Genomic DNA, 18,350 nt, shown 5'->3' with positions numbered 1-18,350 from the left:
CATGTTATGAAGGTTTTAGGAAGTATTGGGAATAACATTTTAAAAGAAAAACATTGTATTCAAAAGAGGAAGCAAAGAAACTAAAGGACCGGTTTTGGACAAACTTCGGTAGATTCCTATCCTTAGTTCCAAATGAAGATGGATTAAAAATCAATTGGGTCAACTATAAAACGGGGATTAAACATCTTTACTTCCGCATGGAGGCAGACGGTAAGACGGCAATTATCTATATTGAAATCAGCCATCCAGATCAAGGAATACGCGAACTGATGTTTACACAATTTCAAGAATACAAAAAAATACTCCATGCCGAACTTGAAGAGGAATGGGTATGGAGTGAAAACCATAATGACGAATACGGCAAAAATACCGCTCGCATCGGAATAGAACTTAACAAAAAAGTTTCTGTTTTTAAAGAGGAAGACTGGCCTACCCTAATCGGTTATTTTAAACCTCGTATCATCGCTTTAGATCGATTTTGGAGTAATGCGAAATATGGGTTTGAGCTATTTAAATAATATCCTTCGTTTTATTATGATATCGCTGTGCAATTACAGTAACTACCAATATTTGAAAAGCGTGAAATATCATCAGCGGTAGAAAATAGAGGCCGGCGCTAGCGGAGTGGGCAAACAGAAACTTTCCGAATACCGAACCGTGGGTCAATGATTTTTTAGAACCACAGAACAATGCTGTTATCTGGTCTCCTCTATCGAACTTGAAGACAGATTTCGCTAACATATAAATCAACCCATAAACAAGAATAAACAGCAGCACTACTCCTACAAAAACCCATAGTAGATATAACTTTCCCGTCCTTTCAAATACACCGCTTACAAACGATTCGGCGAAGCTACTATATACGATGAACAAAATGATAGATTTATCAAACAGCGTCAATTGTCGATTATATTTCAAAGCCCATTTGCCAAAATATGGTTGCAATAGCAATCCCGCAATGACCGGGATAATGATCTCTTTTATTAAGCCCCAATATACATCGCCAAAAACATCAATCTCTCCAAAATCAAGAAAAAACTGCATCCATAATGGCGTAAGGATCACACCTATCAACCCCGATATACTGGCATTGAAAATTGCGGCAGAAATATTTCCCCGGGCAATGGCAACCATCACCACGGAAGATGATACCGTGGACGGCAACGCCGCCAAAAAGAAAAAAGAGAGCCAAAAATCGTGCTGTAATCCGTTTTGGACAAATGGGTAAAATGGCAGTAAGAGCAACGGAAATAAGACAAAGGTAGCACCTTGTACCAAAAGGTGAAGTTTCCAATTGCTCAATCCAGCTTTCAATTGCTGAAAGCTCAATTTTAGTCCGTAGAAAAAGAAAATAAGCGATATGCCTACGCTTGTGATCCACGTAAGTATTTCCCCATCATGCCATAAGTAAAGCTGTGGAAAGAAATAGGCCAATACAATGAAGCAGAATAAGGCCAAAATAAAGCCGTCAAAGTTCAATTTCATAGAGGACGAAGATACGCTTTTTATGGAAACAACTTTTTCTTAACTTCGGTTTATCAAACAGACCGAAATTATGGCGCACTGCAATAATATTTCGACTACCGACTTCGATTCCATTTTTAATAATTGGAACAAAAAGGTATATCACTATGCGCTAAACAAAACACATTCTAAATATATCGCTGAAGAAACGGTACAACGTGTTTTTATTAAATTATGGAAAAACCTTGTTCATAGAAATATTCCTATTAATATTGAAGCCCAGATATTCACGATATCGAAAACCATCCTTCTTGATGTTATCAAAGAAGAAACGAATAGACGAAAGTTATTTATAACCGATAACAAAGAATCGTTCGATGTTAGTCCGCTGGATATTTTTCAAACCAAAGAACTTGATTACCAAATCCAAAGGGCCATCGAATCTATGCCTGCAACCCGGAAAGAGATCTTTCAATTAAGTCGATTTGAACAGCTATCCTATAAAGAAATTGCCCATAAACTATCCATCTCTCCGAAAACCGTAGAAAACCATATACATTTAGCGCTTAAGACGCTTCGTAAAATTCTATTTAGATCCATATTCATTTTTTATTTTTTATTTTAGGGGTATTCGTATTTTCAATCGTAATACTTATGTATGAAGATCACAAAAGAAATTCTGGAAAGGTATCTTAAAGGCGATTGTTCGGACACTGAAATAGAATTTATCCACCGAAATATTCATAAAATAAAAGAACAGGAGGACGCTTTATTTCCAGAACAAGAATGGTTTGATGCAGATAATCTATCTGAATATCCAAACGCGGAACAAGTTAAACAAGCGATTGTAGATTATATCAAACAACCCCAACATTTCCTTAGGATTCAAAGACGCCGGTTGAGACTCAGATGGGCAATGGCTGCTTCTATCGTTTTGTTAATAAGCGCTGTTTTTTATTTTTCCAGAACCAACACAGCATATCCTATAGAAGAAGATATGGTACAACGCGAAGTTCCCCAACTTGATTCACCAAACAACTTATATTATATTAATTCGGGAAAAGATACTATGCATATTACCGCAGCTGATGGATCTGTTGTAGCGCTTTACCCGAAGTCAGAAATCAAATTTGCCGAGCATTTTGATCGACTGGCTACCAGAGATTTCTTCCTAAAAGGAAAAGCGAAATTTTCAGTTGCCAAAAATGAGGAGAAACCGTTTAATGTACATTCCTCAGGCGTGATTACCACCGCCCTCGGAACAGTTTTTATCGTGGAAGAATCCACTTCTTCGACCACACATGTCAAACTTCTTGAAGGGTCTGTAGAAGTAAAACCCACAAGGGCCAAAGAACAGCATCAAATCGCACATGTATTGATGCCTAACGAAGAAATAGAGGTTGACCACAGGAAAGCTAAAATATTATATAGTATCAAATCTCCGATATCCGCTACTGAACGAGGCGGCTATTTCAAAGAAACAGCACAAAAAATTGTTTTTAAAAATGTAGCGCTGGACGAGGTCTTCCTCATATTAAACCAAAATTATGCCATTAACATACGATATAATAAGGAGCAAATAAAACAAAAATTCTATACGGGCTCATTTAACCAAGAGCCAAATGCTTACCAGAAAATCCTGAATGAAATTCAATATTTACACGAAATAGAATTAGAAATATACTAGCTAGTTTATGATGAAATCACTAAATAAAAACAAATTATGAGTAAATCGCCAACAAACACGTACAAGCTATTGACCACGCTCATGCTCGGCTTGACGAAACCGAAGATGAAATGGAGCATACCATTCTCAGCTTTCGCCGTCATGGGCTTGCACATAGCTGTAGCACAAACAACGGCTTCTGTCAATGGTGTGGTAAGGGATGCCCAAGGCGCCCCTATTCATGGTGCAACCGTTACCATTGAAAATACCTCAACGGCCTTTAAGCAAGCCACTACAACAACTGAAAGCGGTACATTCTCGTTTAATAACATTCCAGCGGGAGACAATTATAGTGTATCCATTACATCTTTGGGATATAAACCAAAAATATTGAGCGGCTATAATATTGCGTTAAACGACAAAGTTGCTATGACGGTTGATTTGGACACTGATACGGAAAACATTGATGAGGTTGTTGTAACAGCCCTGGGTATCAAACGGGAGAAGAAATCGCTCGGCTATACCGTCGCCGACCTGAAGGGCGATGAGCTGACACAGGGTAAAGAGGTGAATGTAGCCAACGCGCTATCTGGAAAAGTTGCCGGCGTGCAAGTTAGCCGTGCGGCTTCTGGTGCTGGTGGATCATCGAAAGTGGTGATTCGCGGAAATAACTCCCTTATCGGAAATAGCCAGCCGCTGTACGTTGTGGATGGTGTACCGATTGATAACCAAAACATCTCCTCTCCTACGCAAAGTGGTGGAACGGACTATGGCGATGGAATAGGTAATATTAACCCCGAAGATATTGAAAGTATGTCTGTGCTAAAAGGGCCTAATGCTGCGGCCTTGTATGGACAACGTGGTAGTAATGGGGTTATCCTGATCACGACAAAATCAGGAAAATCCGGACGCACTAATGTGAACTATAATACGGACTATTCGTTAGGGAACGGATTGATATTACCCGATTTTCAAAATGAATATGGACAAGGTCTCAATGGTACCTTTACACATTTTCGGCGAGATGACGGCAGTATTGTTCCGATGGCGACTGCAATCGCCAATGGATATACGGGTATTCCCAAAATGAGTGCCGGCCGTGATCGTACCACTCGCGCCAGTTGGGGACCACGCATGGAGGGACAGACCTACGAGGATATGTATGGCAATATCCTTCAATTAAATCCTCAACCAGATACCTACCAATCTTTCTTCCAAACTGAACAGCAATTTATCAACAATATTAGCGTGGACGGAGGAAACGATCGTGTAAATTATAGATTCTCTTTTGCCAATACCAAGGTTGATGGTTATATACCGACTAACACGCTCAATAGGAATAATTTCGGGTTGCGGACACAAGGTAAGATAACGGAAAAGTTTCATATTGACGTAAAAGCAAATTATATCTTGCAAAATGCAAACAACAGACCAACACTTTCTGATGCGGCGGACAACCCGGCTTACCTCTTCATCAGCCAGCCTCGAAGTCTGAGTAATCAAATTATGTCTCAATATAAGTGGACAGCAGATGATGTGGCCAATCAGTTGGGATTTTCGGGCGTTACCGAGGGATTGGAAAAAACCTATGCTACCAACAGCTCTACGGCGAATCCTTTTTGGACAATCCACGAAAATCATAACGAAGACCGGAGGGATCGTGTTATAGGCTTATTGCGCTTGACCTATGATTTCTTCCCTTGGCTAAAAGTTACAGCAACGGGTGGGACAGATTTATATACCGATCAACGCTTCCGCTATAGACCTATTGATACCTACCAAAGTCTGAATCGTAAAGGGGATATCCGCGAAGAGGTTATTCGGTCTCGCGAAAACAACTACGATATCTTAGCCAGTACAAATTTTGATCTTTCAGAGGATTTCAAATTAAACGTCAATCTCGGTGGTGCTCATCAAAGCAGATATATGAGATTAACGGGAAATACCGGAAATCAATTTATTGTTCCAAACTTATACGTTATCAATAACACGACTACAAATTCCTATTTATTTGATCTGATCGAATCACGAATCAATTCGGCTTACCTCTCTGGTCAATTAGGGTATAGAGACTACTGGTTTGTGGACTTTTCGGCTAGAAACGACTGGTCGTCCACATTATCCAAAGACAACAGTTCCTTCTTTTATCCGTCTGTCAGTACCAGTTTAGTGTTGTCCGACATGCTTAATTGGCAATCAAACGCCTTATCGTACTTCAAAATACGAGGTTCGTGGGCGCAAGCAGGAAGCTCCGGTAACCCCTATCAATTAATGGGAACATATAGCCTCAATCAATATACACACGGTGGTGTACCGATGGCTTCCTATACAGACATCATTCCGGATCCTAATCTCAAGAATGAGCTGACAACCTCCGTCGAAGCGGGAGCCGACCTAAGGTTTGCGAATAACAGACTCTCATTCTCTTTTACCTATTATCAAGCGAAGACCAAAAATCAAATACTGGATGTCCCCATTTCTCCCTCAAGTCTATACGTTAGGAATCGTATAAATGCGGGAGAAATTAGCAATAAAGGGATTGAGTTTATGCTTAGTGCCACACCGATTCGATCAGAAAGTGGATTTGAATGGAACACCATCTTCAATTTCAATCGAAACAGAAATAAGGTGGAGTCTCTCTATCCTGGTGTAGAAACTTTTCTTTTAGCGACCGATAGAGGTATTAATGTCGTTGCAGAAGTCGGTAAACCTTTCGGTCAATTGGTCGGAACGCAATTTGCTTGGATCAAAGACGATCAAGGAAATCGACTAATCGATGCAGACACGGGACTGCCCTTGCGTACGACAGGGCGTGTCGAAACAGACTTAGGTAACGCACAACCAAATTGGATAGGCGGATTTGGCAATACGTTTACCTATAAAGGTTTCACATTTTACGGACTGGTCGACATCCGCCAAGGTGGAATCGTATTCTCACAATCAAATAGAGAGCAGATCGTCTATGGAACCAGTGAGAAAACATTGCCAGGGCGTGATGGAACATATGTAGCCGATGGTATAATTGCTACCCAAAATGGCGCAGGAGAATGGATAAGTACCGGTCAGAAAAATGAAAGGCAAGTAACAGCACAGGACTATTGGAATATGGTTGCCAACGATAAGGAAGTAATGGTGTCTGAGGAGATGATCAACGATATGAGTTATATCGCGATGCGGGAGATCAGCCTATCGTATTTCTTACCGGCCAAACTAGTGCCAACCAAAGTTATCCGATCGATAAAACTTGGATTGTACGGAAGGAATCTATTTTACTTTCAACGGAAAACAGATGGTTTTTCTCCAGAGGCTTCTGCCTTTAATGTCCACAATTCCTCTATAGGTATAGAGTCTACTTCTTTGCCTATGATAAGAAACTTTGGATTCAATATATCATTAGGTCTTTAATGTGAATAATTATGAAAATAGCATCATTCAAAAAAATTATATATGTCGGTCTCGGTGCCGCAACCTTTGTTTCTTGTACAAAAGATTTTGAGCAAATCAATAAACCACCTACCTCTGTCACTTCTGTGGATCCTGCATTATTGATCTCCAGGATATTGCGCGATGGTACTTTTCAGGAATCGGGAGAGTTGCCCAATAATAAATTCGGTTCGTGGATACAGCATTGGGCTGGCGGACCTGTCGTACCTGTATCGCGGTATTTCGAAGGACCTGAAAATCTTATATGGTCACAACATTACACCTTGCTACGCAATATTATCCAGATCAAACAAGAACTGGAAGGTCAGTACGATCAGCCATCTGGAAGAAGCAAATTGGCTATCGCGGAAATATATGAAGTATATTTATACCAACGATTAACCGATTTATTTGGAGACATCCCTTATGCGGAAGTGACAACATCAAATAAGGAAATCAATAGAATTCCAAAATTTGATAAACAGGAAGAAATTTATCCAAACTTAATACAAAAGCTCGATCAGGCATTAAGCAAACTCACTTCGGGAGACGAGTCTTACGGCCCCGCAGATTTCTTTTATAACGGAAACGTCGATCAGTGGAAGAAATTTGGAAATTCTCTCAAGTTGCGTTTGGGAATGCGGATTCGGTATGCTAATCCCAGTTTGGCCGAACAGACAGTGACGACAGCCATGACCTCTTCGTATGGTTTGCTCGACAGCAATAACGATAACGCAGCAGTGCCAACATATAACGATGCACAGGCAGAAAATCAAAATCCGATATTGCGTCAAAATATAACAGGCAGTTCGGATCTGCGGTACTTGGCCAATACCTTAGTGGATCAACTTAAAGACTACAATGATCCTCGTTTGCCCTTATTGGCTGACCCCGTTACGATTAATGGCATGCAAGTATATCAGGGAATTGGTGTCGCGCTTACAGATAATGAACTGTCGGAATTAATACGGTCAAACTTTTCGACGCCCAACAAATCCACCTGGTTCAGTCTCAGTCACAGCCCTATCCCCAGCTACGCGATGACATATGCTGATATCTGCTATTACAAGGCAGAAGCCGCACTGTTAAATTGGGGAGCTTCCGAAAATGAGGCACATACATTTTTTATGGATGGTGTCGAAGCTTCCTTTGCGTTAGCACCGTATAATATAACGAGCATACCTCCATCGTATGAAGAAGATGTATTGAGCTTTGCAAACCTTTCTGTCGAACAAAAATTAGAAAAAATAGCCATCCAAAAATGGATTCAACTGTTTGGACGCAATATGGAGGCCTTTGCCGAATGGAGAAGAATGGGGTATCCTGAACTGACACCTGGACCAAATCCCGGTTCGACAAACGGAAGAATCCCACGCCGTGGTATCTATTCCAGTGAAGAAGCTGAGCTCAATAAAACAAACTATGAAGAAGCCGTTGATCGGATGAGCAATGGAGACTCATTTCTGTCCAAAGTATGGTGGGATAAAAATTAAAAAACGAGCGGGCCGCAAATTGAATTGCGACCCGCTCGTTTTACGTTATTCTTTTAAGACAACTTACTCAATGCCTCTTTTATACGTCGCAATGCTTCTGTCAAAGCCTCGTCTGAAGCCGCATACGAAAGACGAATGTAGTTATTGTTACCGAAAGAGTCGCCTCCAACGGTCGCTACATGCCCTTCATTTAAAAGATACAGTGCCAAGTCTGAAGAATCTTTAATCACATTTCCTTTTGCATCTTTCTTGCCGAAAAACGAACTGATTTCCGGGAAGAAATAAAATGCTCCTTCGGGAAGATTTGTCTTCACGCCGGGAATATCATTTAGCAGGTCGTATACTAATTGACGACGACGGACAAATGCTTCTTTCATCTGTTGTACACTTTCCAATCCATCGTTATAAGCGATAATACCCGCCCGTTGTGCAATGGAACAGGTACCAGAGGTTGTTTGCCCTTGCAATTTATCGTTCGCAGCAGCAATTTCTTTATTAGCAGCTATATATCCTAAACGCCAGCCTGTCATGGCAAAAGCTTTGGAAAAACCATTTACAATGATCACGCGGTCACGGATAGGCTCAAATTGTGCGATGGACTCGTGTTTGTCGATAAAATTAATGTGTTCATAAATTTCATCCGATAATATAAAAATATTCGGATATTTCTCGAAAACCTTTGCCAATGCAGCTAACTCGTCCTTGCTGTAAACAGATCCTGTTGGATTACAAGGCGAAGAGAACATAAACAATTTCGTTTTGGGGGTAATAGCGGCCTCCAGCTGCGCGGGCGTAATCTTGAAATCCGAGTCGATATCTGTATCAATAAATACGGACTTCCCTTCTGCCAATACGACCATTTCCGAATAGGAAACCCAATATGGTGTAGGGATAATGACTTCGTCACCTGGATTGATCAGCGTTAAGATAACGTTAGACAACGACTGTTTAGCACCAGTAGAAACCACGATTTGTGACGGTTCGTACACCAAACCGTTTTCGTTTTGTAGTTTATTAACAATGGCTTGGCGGAGTTCAGGATAACCCGGCACTGGAGAATAACGTGTATAATTCTCGTCTAGTGCTTTCTTTGCCGCATCCTTTACATTATCGGGTGTGTTAAAGTCTGGTTCTCCCACACTCAAACTAATAACGTTAATACCTTTAGAAGCTAATTCGCGCCCTAATTTTGTCATTTTTAGGGTTGCTGATTCGGATAAATTATTAATCCTATCTGATAAATATGATGTCGTACTCATGATATTACAAATATATACATGTTCTCCATTTATCACATGGAAATTTTAAGAAAACTAACGTGATAAAGAAAATGTAGAGATTTCAATAGGTTTTTATAGATTTCCTCTATTAAAATGTTTTCAATGGAAGAGGAGAGCGAAAAAATTCATTTTATATATCAAATTTATGATCTTGGATATAAAATTGAATTTATTTAGGTTTGCCTCTATGGATTCGCGTAGAAAGTTTTTAAAAAAGATCGGAGCTAGTTCGCTCCTGCTTGGATTACATCCTATTTATGCCCAACAGATAGATCCGCTAGAGGTAGCGATAAATAAGCCTATCGTTCTTTCTACCTGGGATTTTGGGTTGAAAGCGAACACCGAGGCATGGAAAGTTCTTTCTATAGGAGGACGCGCATTAGATGCTGTAGAACAAGGGGTACGCTATACAGAAGCCGATCCCACTGAGCGTAGCGTGGGCTACGGTGGACGCCCGGACAGGGATGGTAAAGTGACGCTGGATGCCTGTATTATGGATGAAAATGCGAATATTGGCTCTGTGGCTGCTCTGGAGCAGATTAAACATCCCATATCAGTGGCCCGGGCAGTAATGGAAAAAACACCGCACGTAATGTTAGTCGGCGATGGCGCGCTACAGTTTGCACAAGAACAGGGATTTCCGCTCGAAAATCTATTAACAGAAGCTTCTGAAAAGGAATGGCGCAAATGGCTCAAAACAGCGAAATATGAACCTGTTGTTAATATTGAAAACCACGATACCATCGGCATGATTGCATTAGACGCACAAGGAAATCTCTCTGGGGCTTGCACAACCAGTGGCATGGCTTTTAAAATGCACGGGCGGGTCGGTGACTCTCCTATCATTGGAGCCGGGCTATATGTCGACAACGAAGTGGGTGCTGCTACAGCTACTGGACATGGCGAAGAGGTTATCCGCACAGTAGGTTCGCATTTGGTTGTCGAACTGATGCGTCAAGGATATACACCTCAAAAAGCTTGTGAAGAAGCCGTAAAACGAATCATCAAGTTTACAGAAAGCCGCAAGAAAACGTTGGATAACATACAAGTTGGATTTATTGCGCTTAATAAACAGGGAGCGTATGGTGCGTATTGCATACATGGTGGTTTTAACTACGCCAAGTATGATCATGCGGGAAACGAACTTATACCTTCTTCATCTTATCTTAAATAAAGATGCCAAAAATAGAAATTGCCTGTTTTAATACAGAAGCAGCACGTATAGCACAACAGTGCGGTGCTGACCGTGTAGAATTTTGTGCGGACATGCAGGTAGGTGGAACAAGCCCCGATTTGCAGGAAACGGAAACCGTACGTCGTGAATTACACATTGCTCTTCATGTAATGGTACGGCCCCGAGGCGGAGGCTTCGTCTATACAGAGGCAGAATTTGCACAAATGCAAAAGGACATCTTAAACTACAAGGCGTTGGGCGTAGATGGTTTTGTATTTGGCCTCTTAGATGCGGCTGGAAACATAGATAAACAGCAAAATAGCATCTTGATCGAGTTGGCAGGAGGTAAACCATGTACTTTTCATAGAGCATTTGATGAGGTTTCAGATAGTACGCAAGCATTAGAAGATATTATTACCTGTGGCTTCGCGACCGTACTCACCTCAGGATGTGCACCAAATGTAGATTTAGGACAAGACGAGTTGAAACGCTTAGTACAACAGGCTCGTAACCGTATTGTTATTATGCCTGGCGGAGGTTTACGCTCCACCAATATTGGTCGAATTTGGAGAGAAACAGATGCTGGGTATTTTCATTCATCAGCTATCACTGACGGCTCGGAAACAGCGGTCGCTACAGAAGTACAAGCATTAGTGAAAGCTTTTAGCTAAAAAAAATCAGAAAATTATTGGCGGTTTGCCAACGTTATACGATATACTTCAAACCTAGCCGCAAACCATAACCGATCGCTATACCGATAACAAAACTAGCCAAAGTCCCTACGAGGATATATTCTGTAAACTTGGTGTCCTTTGCATTTGTTAAGTCACCGAAACGAAAGATGGATTTCGCTCCCAAAAGAAAGCCTATACCCGATAGGAAGCCTACTTGTATAAAAAGGACAATTAGCAACCGTTCCATAATGCCGATGAGCATACCTGCGTCTACGAGAGAGTTTTTAGGTTTCGTGACGACATCAGCTTCGGACGTCCATTTGCTGAAGAAAACCCGTAACATAATCGGACTAACAAAAACAATCAGCACAAAAGCTAAAACATACAATAGATTTTTTGTAGAAAGTAGCGTTTCCCAATCGATCGGTAAACCATATGTATACCATACAACGACAATTAATGACAGAATATGTAGCGTCTGATCTGCTATAAACAGTAAAAACGCGCGACGTGGAAGTTTTTTCTCAAAATAAATCTTACCACTGTCTATCAACAGATGTGCGCAGCTTATAAACAATATAACTTGCCATTGATCGGATAATTCGGGAATAAAGAACACGACCAGCAAAGCTGCGTGTATGGCAATATGCAATAGTAAATACCCGATGTGTTCTCTTCGTTTCTGTACCCATTTTTTGGGCTGTAGGACAAAATCACCTATCAAATGCGCAAGCAGCAACTTTAAGAATAAAATACTCATAACGCTAACATTTCTTTTGTACAGTAATCTAATGCCCGTTGTATTTTAGCATAGCTCGCTTTCTGCAATTCGGTACTCACTTGACTTTGATATTTCTTGTCTAATATTTTAGCCAGTTCAGCTTGGTTAGCTCCCTCATTCTGGAATGCTGCTTTCACCGTTTCGGCCATGTTAGGTGTCCATCGGGTAGTCAATTCTGCGACTAAAGGTAATACCACATTACATATGGCATCTAGCTTGGGATAAGCCGATTTAAAAAATATTGTTTCCTTTTTTAGTTCTTCAAAAGCTTCTCCAGAATAAATAAGTGCAGAGCCAAACGAATTTTTGATATGCGGAGCATCATATTCCTTCGTTCCGATACCAATACCAATACGCACATCTAAATCAAACGCCAGCATGGCAGCTTTTATATAGAAAGTAGCCGTTAATACATTTTGAAGTGTAAGCTCCGCTTGAAAACTATCTCCTCGAAAAATATCGAATTTATCCGAATACAACCCTATGGCCTCCTCCAAAGCCGGCATCCATACTTTCGGATCGACCGAGCGTGATTTGACTATATCACCTGATATGACAGCTATCATATAATATCTTTTATTCAAATATAAGTATACAACAGCATATCAGCAAAATTAGTGATAAGTAAAATTATCATTAAAAACAGTGATAAAATGGAATATCACTAAAAACAGTGATATAAACGACTAGATCACAATATTAATGATCTTGCCTTTCACGAAAACAACTTTTTTCACCGTCTTTCCATCCAAATAACGCTGTACATCCACATTTGCTAACACAATTTCCTCGACAGCTTTTGAATCCAAATCTAAAGCCAACGATAGATTCATCTTCATTTTTCCATTAACAGAAACTGGATAAGCAAATTCTGATTCTACTAAGTAATCTGGATTAAACGCAGGATAAGGGGCATAGGAGATTTCCCCTGCTTCATTCCCCAATAATGCCCACAACTCTTCCGTAATATGAGGAGCATAAGGCTGAAGAACAATAATGAGATCCTGTAATATTTTTCGTTTATTACATTTCAAATCAGTCAATTCGTTCACACAGATCATAAACGCCGATACAGAGGTATTGAACGAGAAACGCTCTACGTCCTCTTCTACCTTTTTGATGATTTTATGCAGTGCCTTGTATTCTGCTTTGCTAGGCTCTTCGTCCGATACAACAAAATTTCCCTGTGCATCATGGAATAAACGCCACACTTTACGTAAAAATTTATATACGCCCTCAATACCATTTGTATTCCAAGGTTTTGATTGTTCTAATGGGCCTAAGAACATCTCATAGAGGCGGAGTGTATCAGCACCATACGTTTCTATAATGTCGTCCGGATTAACCACGTTAAACTTGGATTTTGACATCTTTTCCACTTCGGTTCCACAAATATATTTGCCATTTTCCAAGACAAATTCTGCATCCGCAAAATCAGGACGAAATGCTTTGAATTTCTCTGTATCGAGCACATCATTATAAACGATGTTAACATCAACATGCAATGGAATAGTGTTGTATTTATCTTTTAGAGCATATGACACAAAAACATTTGTTCCCTTACCCTCTTCGTCAAGCACACGATACACGAAGTTAGAACGCCCTTGAATCATTCCCTGATTGATCAATTTTTTAAAAGGTTCTTCTTCGTTATGATACCCAAGATCTTTCAGCACTTTGTTCCAGAACCTGGAGTAGAGCAAATGACCCGTAGCATGCTCTGAACCACCGATATATAAATCTACGGATTTCCAATAATCTACAGCCGCTTTAGATGCAAAAGATTCCTTATTAGTGGGATCCATATAACGGAACCAATACCAAGAAGAACCGGCCCAGCCTGGCATCGTACTCAACTCGTAATCGTATTTTCCGTGATACTTCCATCCGTCAGCTCTTCCCAACGGTGGTTCGCCCGTTTCTGTAGGTAGATACTTGTCTACTTCCGGCAATAATAACGGCAACTCTTCCTCTTTTATCAAATATGGTAGGCCATCTTTAAAATATACGGGTACAGGCTCACCCCAATAGCGCTGCCGTCCGAAAATAGCATCGCGCATCCGGTAATTTATTTTAGCCTTACCTAATCCGAGCTCTTCCAGACGTTTTATCAAAGATGGTACAGCTTCATTATATGTCAGACCATTGATAAAATCGGAATTGACATAGCGACCATCTTTCGTGGGGTCCGCTTCTTCTTCTATATTTTGTGCATCGGAAATCGGGATGATTGGTAAATTAAAATGTTTTGCGAAAACATAATCCCGTTGGTCACCAGATGGTACAGCCATCACAGCTCCCGTTCCATATCCCGCCAATACATAGTCTGCAATCCAAATAGGCACGTCCTCTCCCGTTAATGGGTGCTTCGCGTATGAACCCGTAAAAGCACCTGATACCGTTTTGGTATCCGCCATACGGTCTAGTTCGGATTTCTTCGCCGTCTTCTCTTTATACGATTCAATTTCAACCCGTTGTCCATCTGTAGTTAACGCATCAACTAATTCATATTCTGGTGCTAAAACAAGAAAAGATACACCAAAGATGGTGTCCACGCGGGTAGTAAAAACTTCTATATTCGTATGCAACTGAGGTAGCGGAAATTTTACCAATGCACCCACCGATTTCCCTATCCAATTACGTTGCATTTCTACTAACGGTTCCGGCCAATCCACCGTATCCAACCCGCGCAACAAACGATCTGCATACGCTGTTATACGCATCGACCATTGCATCATTTTTTTCTGTTCTACTGGATAGCCTCCTCGTTCCGACACGCCATTGATAACTTCATCATTTGCTAATACAGTCCCTAGTGCAGCACACCAGTTCACTGTACTTTCACGCAAATAAGCCAATCTATATTTCAACAATTCCCGTTGTTGTTCTTCCTCCGAAAAGCCATTCCAATCGGTTGCGGTAAACGTCAATATATCGTCGTCACAAACGGCTTTAATACCCTCAGAACCTGAGGCTTTGAATCGTGCTATCAAACTATTAATTTGTTCAGCCTTATCCGTTTCATTATTATACCAAGCATTAAACAACTGCATGAAAATCCACTGCGTCCATTTATAATAATCGGGTTCCGATGTGCGCACTTCCCTCGACCAATCGTAGGAAAAGCCGATATTATCCAATTGTTCTCTATAGCGTTTGATATTTGCTTCTGTCGTAACGGACGGATGTTGTCCCGTTTGAATAGCATATTGTTCTGCAGGCAGCCCGAACGAATCATACCCCATAGGATGCAATACATTAAAACCTTTCAATCTTTTATATCTGGAAAAAATATCAGAAGCAATATAACCGAGCGGATGCCCTACATGCAGTCCGGCGCCGGACGGATAAGGAAACATATCCAACACATAATATTTTGGTTTATCCGTTGTCTCCGCAGGCTTAAATGTACCATTTTCAGCCCAAAATTGTTGCCACTTCTTTTCTAACGATTGATGATTGTATTCCATAATAATGATGCTGCTAATCTGAAAGAGATGCGAAAATAGCTATTTTACGTCAATTTAGGCATAAAAGTTTCAGAATAGACAATAAAATGTGTATATTAAGTGTTAAATGTCTAGGTGTTTAAGCAAATTATTCAGACGAATTGTTTCTTAAATGCACATTATTATTTACTTTCGCATCATAATATTAGATTAAAAAGAGCGTATGTCGACTTACGAAGAGGGTTCACCAAGAAAGAAAACCAAGTCTGTTTATGTGTCAACGGTTATTAGTATTGCCTTGGTACTACTCATGACAGGATTGTTAGGCTTGATTTTGGTACATGCTAAAAACCTATCAAAATATGTCAAAGAAAATATTGTCCTCAATATCATTGTAAACGACAATGTGAATGAAGGCGATGTATTGGCCATGCAAAAGGACCTTGAAAAAGATCCTTATGTATTACGCACAGAATATATCAGTAAGGAGCTGGCTGCAAAAAACCTGAAAGAAGACCTCGGAGAGGATTTTGTAGAATATTTGGGCCACAATCCCCTATTGCCATCCATCGACGTCTACCTAAAAGAACAATATGCTAACACCGATAGCATCCAAACTTTTATTCAAAAATCAGCCAAAAACAGTCGTGTGAAAGAGGTTATTTACCAAGAATCACTTATTGATATGGTTAATAAAAACATTCGTATTATTGGTATAGTTGTGTTGGGATTCACTATTGTGTTACTGATCATTGCAGTAGCTCTTATCAATAACACGATTCGTCTGGCGATCTATTCACAAAGATTCCTTATCAAGAGTATGCAACTTATCGGAGCGACGAAGAACTTCATACGTAAGCCCTATCTTTTATATGGCATTTTCCACGGTTTACTGGGAGCCATGATAGCTGTATTACTGTTGATATTTACATTACAATTCGCCCAGAAGCAGATTCCAGATTTGGTCTTTTTACGCAATTGGTATGAGTTTGGTGCAATTTTCCTTATTGTGGTCGCCTTAGGTATTGTTATCTCGGGCTTCAGCACTTACTTCGCCGTAACAAAATATCTAAAGGCTAAATCGCATAGTTTGTACAGATAATGATTAGTATGTCGTTATCCGTAATTAATCGCGAATAACGAACAACAAATAACGAATAGAAAAAGAATGTCAGAAAAAAAACAACATCATACTTCGCAGCCCAAACCCGGCTTTGTTTTTGAAAAAATAAACTATCAACTGTTTATTGCAAGTGTCCTTGTCGTCGTCCTAGGTTTCATCCTCATGATGGGCACGGAGGATATCTACAGCTTCACAAAGATAACATTAGCTCCTTTCGTAGTTGTCCTCGGATTCGCTTTAGGCTTCGTTGCGATTTTATATAAACCCAAAAACAAAAAAACTAATTAAGAATGACCTATTTTCAGGCGATTGTTTTGGCAATCATTGAAGGATTAACAGAATTTTTACCTGTTTCTTCGACAGGTCATATGATTATCGGAACAGCATTAATGGGAATGGAGCCCTCTCCTTTTGTCAAGCTGTTTACTATCGTCATACAGCTTGGTACCATTCTTTCTGTTTTAGTTTTATATTACAGACGGTTCTTTAAATCGTTAGATTTCTATTATAAGCTGGTCGTAGCCGCTATCCCTGCTTCCATACTAGGTCTCATACTCAATGATTTCATTGACTCTCTTTTAGAAAGCCCGTTGATGGTAGCCGTGATGTTGGTGATTGGTGGAATTATCCTGTTATTTGTGGATAAATGGTTTAATAGACCTCACGTTGATAATTCGGACGATATCTCTTACAAACAAGCGTTTATTATTGGATGGTATCAATGTTTGGCATTGATTCCAGGAACATCACGTTCGGCAAGTACTATCGTCGGTGGGATGACTCAAAGTCTCACTCGTAAAGCTGCTGCTGAGTTCTCTTTCTTTTTGGCCATTCCGATGATGCTAGGCGCATCGGTTGTAAAACTTTATAAATTCTTTAAGGAAGGACATGTTTTTACCGGTGAAGAAATAAACCTACTCATTGTGGGTAACGTGGTTGGTTTTATTGTCGCTATTATAGCGATTAAAAGTTTTATCAGTGTATTAACTAAATACGGTTTTAAAGCGTTCGGATGGTATCGGATTATAGTTGGGTTAGTGATTATTGGATTATTATTGAGCGGACATAGTCTGGAAATTGTATAAATGACAAACGTAGAAGAAACCGTATCTTCTCCATTCGATTTTGCAGGAGGTGAGGTTCTATTGGTTGATAAACCTTTGGAATGGACAAGTTTTGATGTGGTAGGTAAACTCCGCAATAGTATGAAACCGCAAAAAATTAAAGTGGGGCATGCGGGAACACTCGACCCTTTGGCAACCGGATTATTGATTATCTGTACAGGTAAATTCACGAAAAGAATAGATTCTTTCCAGACGGAAGACAAAGAGTATACAGGTATCATTACATTAGGTGCAACTACTCCCTCCTACGATTTAGAAACAGAAGTTAATCACACATTTGATTACACGCATATCACCGAAGCTGACGTCTATGAAGCAGCTTTACAATTTTTAGGTGAACTTGAGCAATATCCACCTGTCCATTCGGCTATTAAAATAAAGGGTGAACGTGTGTACGAAAAGGCACGTCGTGGAGAAGAAGTGGAATTGAAGGCACGGCGGATCACCATAAACAGTTTCGACATTGAGAAAGTTGAAATGCCAAACGTGTATTTCAGAATCAGTTGTTCTAAAGGAACGTATATTCGTTCCATTGCCCATGATTTTGGAAAGGCATTAGGAATCGGAGCCCATCTTAGTCAGCTTAGGCGTACCAAAAGCGGTAATTTTCACGTAGACGATGCCTGGAACTTGCAGGATTTGATTGAAAAAATTAAATTACACAAAACAACGATTCAACAACAACAGACAAACAACTAA

16 protein-coding genes are annotated in these 18,350 nt (G+C 40.2%); 11 read left to right on the top strand and 5 right to left on the bottom strand.

The genetic code is table 11. The features are described 5' to 3' along the window. Nucleotides 1-53: 53 nt before the first annotated feature. Nucleotides 54-518: a DUF4268 domain-containing protein gene (locus tag FXV77_RS17230; RefSeq protein WP_148920486.1), complete on the top strand. Its 465-nt coding sequence runs from the start codon at nt 54-56 to the stop codon at nt 516-518. On the opposite strand, the gene FXV77_RS17225 is transcribed toward FXV77_RS17230, so the two are convergent. Next, complete coding sequence (locus FXV77_RS17225) at nt 511-1,485, bottom strand: bile acid:sodium symporter family protein (protein ID WP_148920485.1); 975 nt, start codon at nt 1,483-1,485, stop codon at nt 511-513. The genes FXV77_RS17230 and FXV77_RS17225 overlap by 8 nt on opposite strands. Nucleotides 1,486-1,555: 70 nt before the next feature. On the opposite strand from FXV77_RS17225, the gene FXV77_RS17220 reads away from it, so the two are divergent. Genes FXV77_RS17220 through FXV77_RS17205 form a run of 4 tightly spaced genes read left to right on the top strand, consistent with a single transcriptional unit; the run spans nt 1,556 to nt 8,046 of the window. Next, nucleotides 1,556-2,089, top strand: a complete 534-nt coding sequence (locus FXV77_RS17220) for a sigma-70 family RNA polymerase sigma factor (protein ID WP_148920484.1) — start codon at nt 1,556-1,558, stop codon at nt 2,087-2,089. A 33-nt stretch (nt 2,090-2,122) separates the two neighbouring features. Further along, nucleotides 2,123-3,151: a FecR family protein gene (locus FXV77_RS17215; RefSeq protein ID WP_148920483.1), complete on the top strand. Its 1,029-nt coding sequence runs from the start codon at nt 2,123-2,125 to the stop codon at nt 3,149-3,151. A 36-nt stretch (nt 3,152-3,187) separates the two neighbouring features. Next, the gene (locus FXV77_RS17210; protein ID WP_148920482.1) at nt 3,188-6,535 is read left to right on the top strand and encodes a SusC/RagA family TonB-linked outer membrane protein; all 3,348 of its coding nucleotides are present in this window, start codon (nt 3,188-3,190) and stop codon (nt 6,533-6,535) included. Nucleotides 6,536-6,546: 11 nt separating this feature from the next. Continuing rightward, nucleotides 6,547-8,046, top strand: coding sequence for a SusD/RagB family nutrient-binding outer membrane lipoprotein (locus FXV77_RS17205; protein ID WP_148920481.1), 1,500 nt, complete (start codon nt 6,547-6,549; stop codon nt 8,044-8,046). A 53-nt stretch (nt 8,047-8,099) separates the two neighbouring features. On the opposite strand, the gene FXV77_RS17200 is transcribed toward FXV77_RS17205, so the two are convergent. Then, nucleotides 8,100-9,305 (bottom strand): pyridoxal phosphate-dependent aminotransferase, encoded by a 1,206-nt coding sequence (locus FXV77_RS17200; RefSeq protein WP_246162507.1) that lies wholly within the window; start codon nt 9,303-9,305, stop codon nt 8,100-8,102. A 208-nt stretch (nt 9,306-9,513) separates the two neighbouring features. On the opposite strand from FXV77_RS17200, the gene FXV77_RS17195 reads away from it, so the two are divergent. Both FXV77_RS17195 and FXV77_RS17190 read left to right on the top strand, forming a co-directional pair. Next, the gene (locus tag FXV77_RS17195; protein WP_148920480.1) at nt 9,514-10,500 is read left to right on the top strand and encodes an isoaspartyl peptidase/L-asparaginase family protein; all 987 of its coding nucleotides are present in this window, start codon (nt 9,514-9,516) and stop codon (nt 10,498-10,500) included. Between the two features lie 2 nt (nt 10,501-10,502). After that, nucleotides 10,503-11,171, top strand: coding sequence for a copper homeostasis protein CutC (locus tag FXV77_RS17190; protein WP_148920479.1), 669 nt, complete (start codon nt 10,503-10,505; stop codon nt 11,169-11,171). 34 nt (nt 11,172-11,205) lie between these two features. Here FXV77_RS17190 and FXV77_RS17185 read toward each other — a convergent pair whose 3' ends face one another. The 3 genes from FXV77_RS17185 to leuS all read right to left on the bottom strand — a co-directional run bounded on the left by FXV77_RS17185 (nt 11,206) and on the right by leuS (nt 15,425). Continuing rightward, a complete protein-coding gene (locus tag FXV77_RS17185; protein WP_148920478.1) occupies nt 11,206-11,934 on the bottom strand; it encodes a DUF3307 domain-containing protein in 729 nt (242 codons plus the stop codon). Beyond that, nucleotides 11,931-12,521 carry a hypothetical protein gene (locus tag FXV77_RS17180; protein ID WP_246162506.1) on the bottom strand — a complete coding sequence of 197 codons (591 nt, stop codon included), beginning with the start codon at nt 12,519-12,521 and terminating at the stop codon, nt 11,931-11,933. The genes FXV77_RS17185 and FXV77_RS17180 overlap by 4 nt, the downstream gene beginning before the upstream one ends. A 120-nt stretch (nt 12,522-12,641) precedes the next feature. Beyond that, on the bottom strand, nt 12,642-15,425 hold the full coding sequence (gene leuS, locus FXV77_RS17175; RefSeq protein WP_148920476.1) for a leucine--tRNA ligase: 2,784 nt from the start codon (nt 15,423-15,425) through the stop codon (nt 12,642-12,644). Between the two features lie 202 nt (nt 15,426-15,627). On the opposite strand from leuS, the gene FXV77_RS17170 reads away from it, so the two are divergent. From FXV77_RS17170 to truB, 4 genes are all read left to right on the top strand, one after another. Further along, the gene (locus FXV77_RS17170) at nt 15,628-16,506 is read left to right on the top strand and encodes a cell division protein FtsX (RefSeq protein ID WP_148920475.1); all 879 of its coding nucleotides are present in this window, start codon (nt 15,628-15,630) and stop codon (nt 16,504-16,506) included. A 66-nt stretch (nt 16,507-16,572) separates the two neighbouring features. After that, a complete protein-coding gene (locus FXV77_RS17165) occupies nt 16,573-16,815 on the top strand; it encodes a DUF3098 domain-containing protein (protein WP_148920474.1) in 243 nt (80 codons plus the stop codon). 2 nt (nt 16,816-16,817) lie between these two features. Then, nucleotides 16,818-17,612 (top strand): undecaprenyl-diphosphate phosphatase, encoded by a 795-nt coding sequence (locus tag FXV77_RS17160; protein WP_148920473.1) that lies wholly within the window; start codon nt 16,818-16,820, stop codon nt 17,610-17,612. After that, nucleotides 17,613-18,350 carry a tRNA pseudouridine(55) synthase TruB gene (truB, locus tag FXV77_RS17155; RefSeq protein ID WP_148920472.1) on the top strand — a complete coding sequence of 246 codons (738 nt, stop codon included), beginning with the start codon at nt 17,613-17,615 and terminating at the stop codon, nt 18,348-18,350. It abuts the gene before it with no gap.

This window comes from Sphingobacterium phlebotomi, from assembly GCF_008180195.1.
Classification (GTDB): Bacteria; Bacteroidota; Bacteroidia; order Sphingobacteriales; family Sphingobacteriaceae; genus Sphingobacterium; species Sphingobacterium phlebotomi.
Note: the sequence above shows the minus strand (reverse complement) of the source record. Positions and strands in the feature narration are given on the sequence as shown.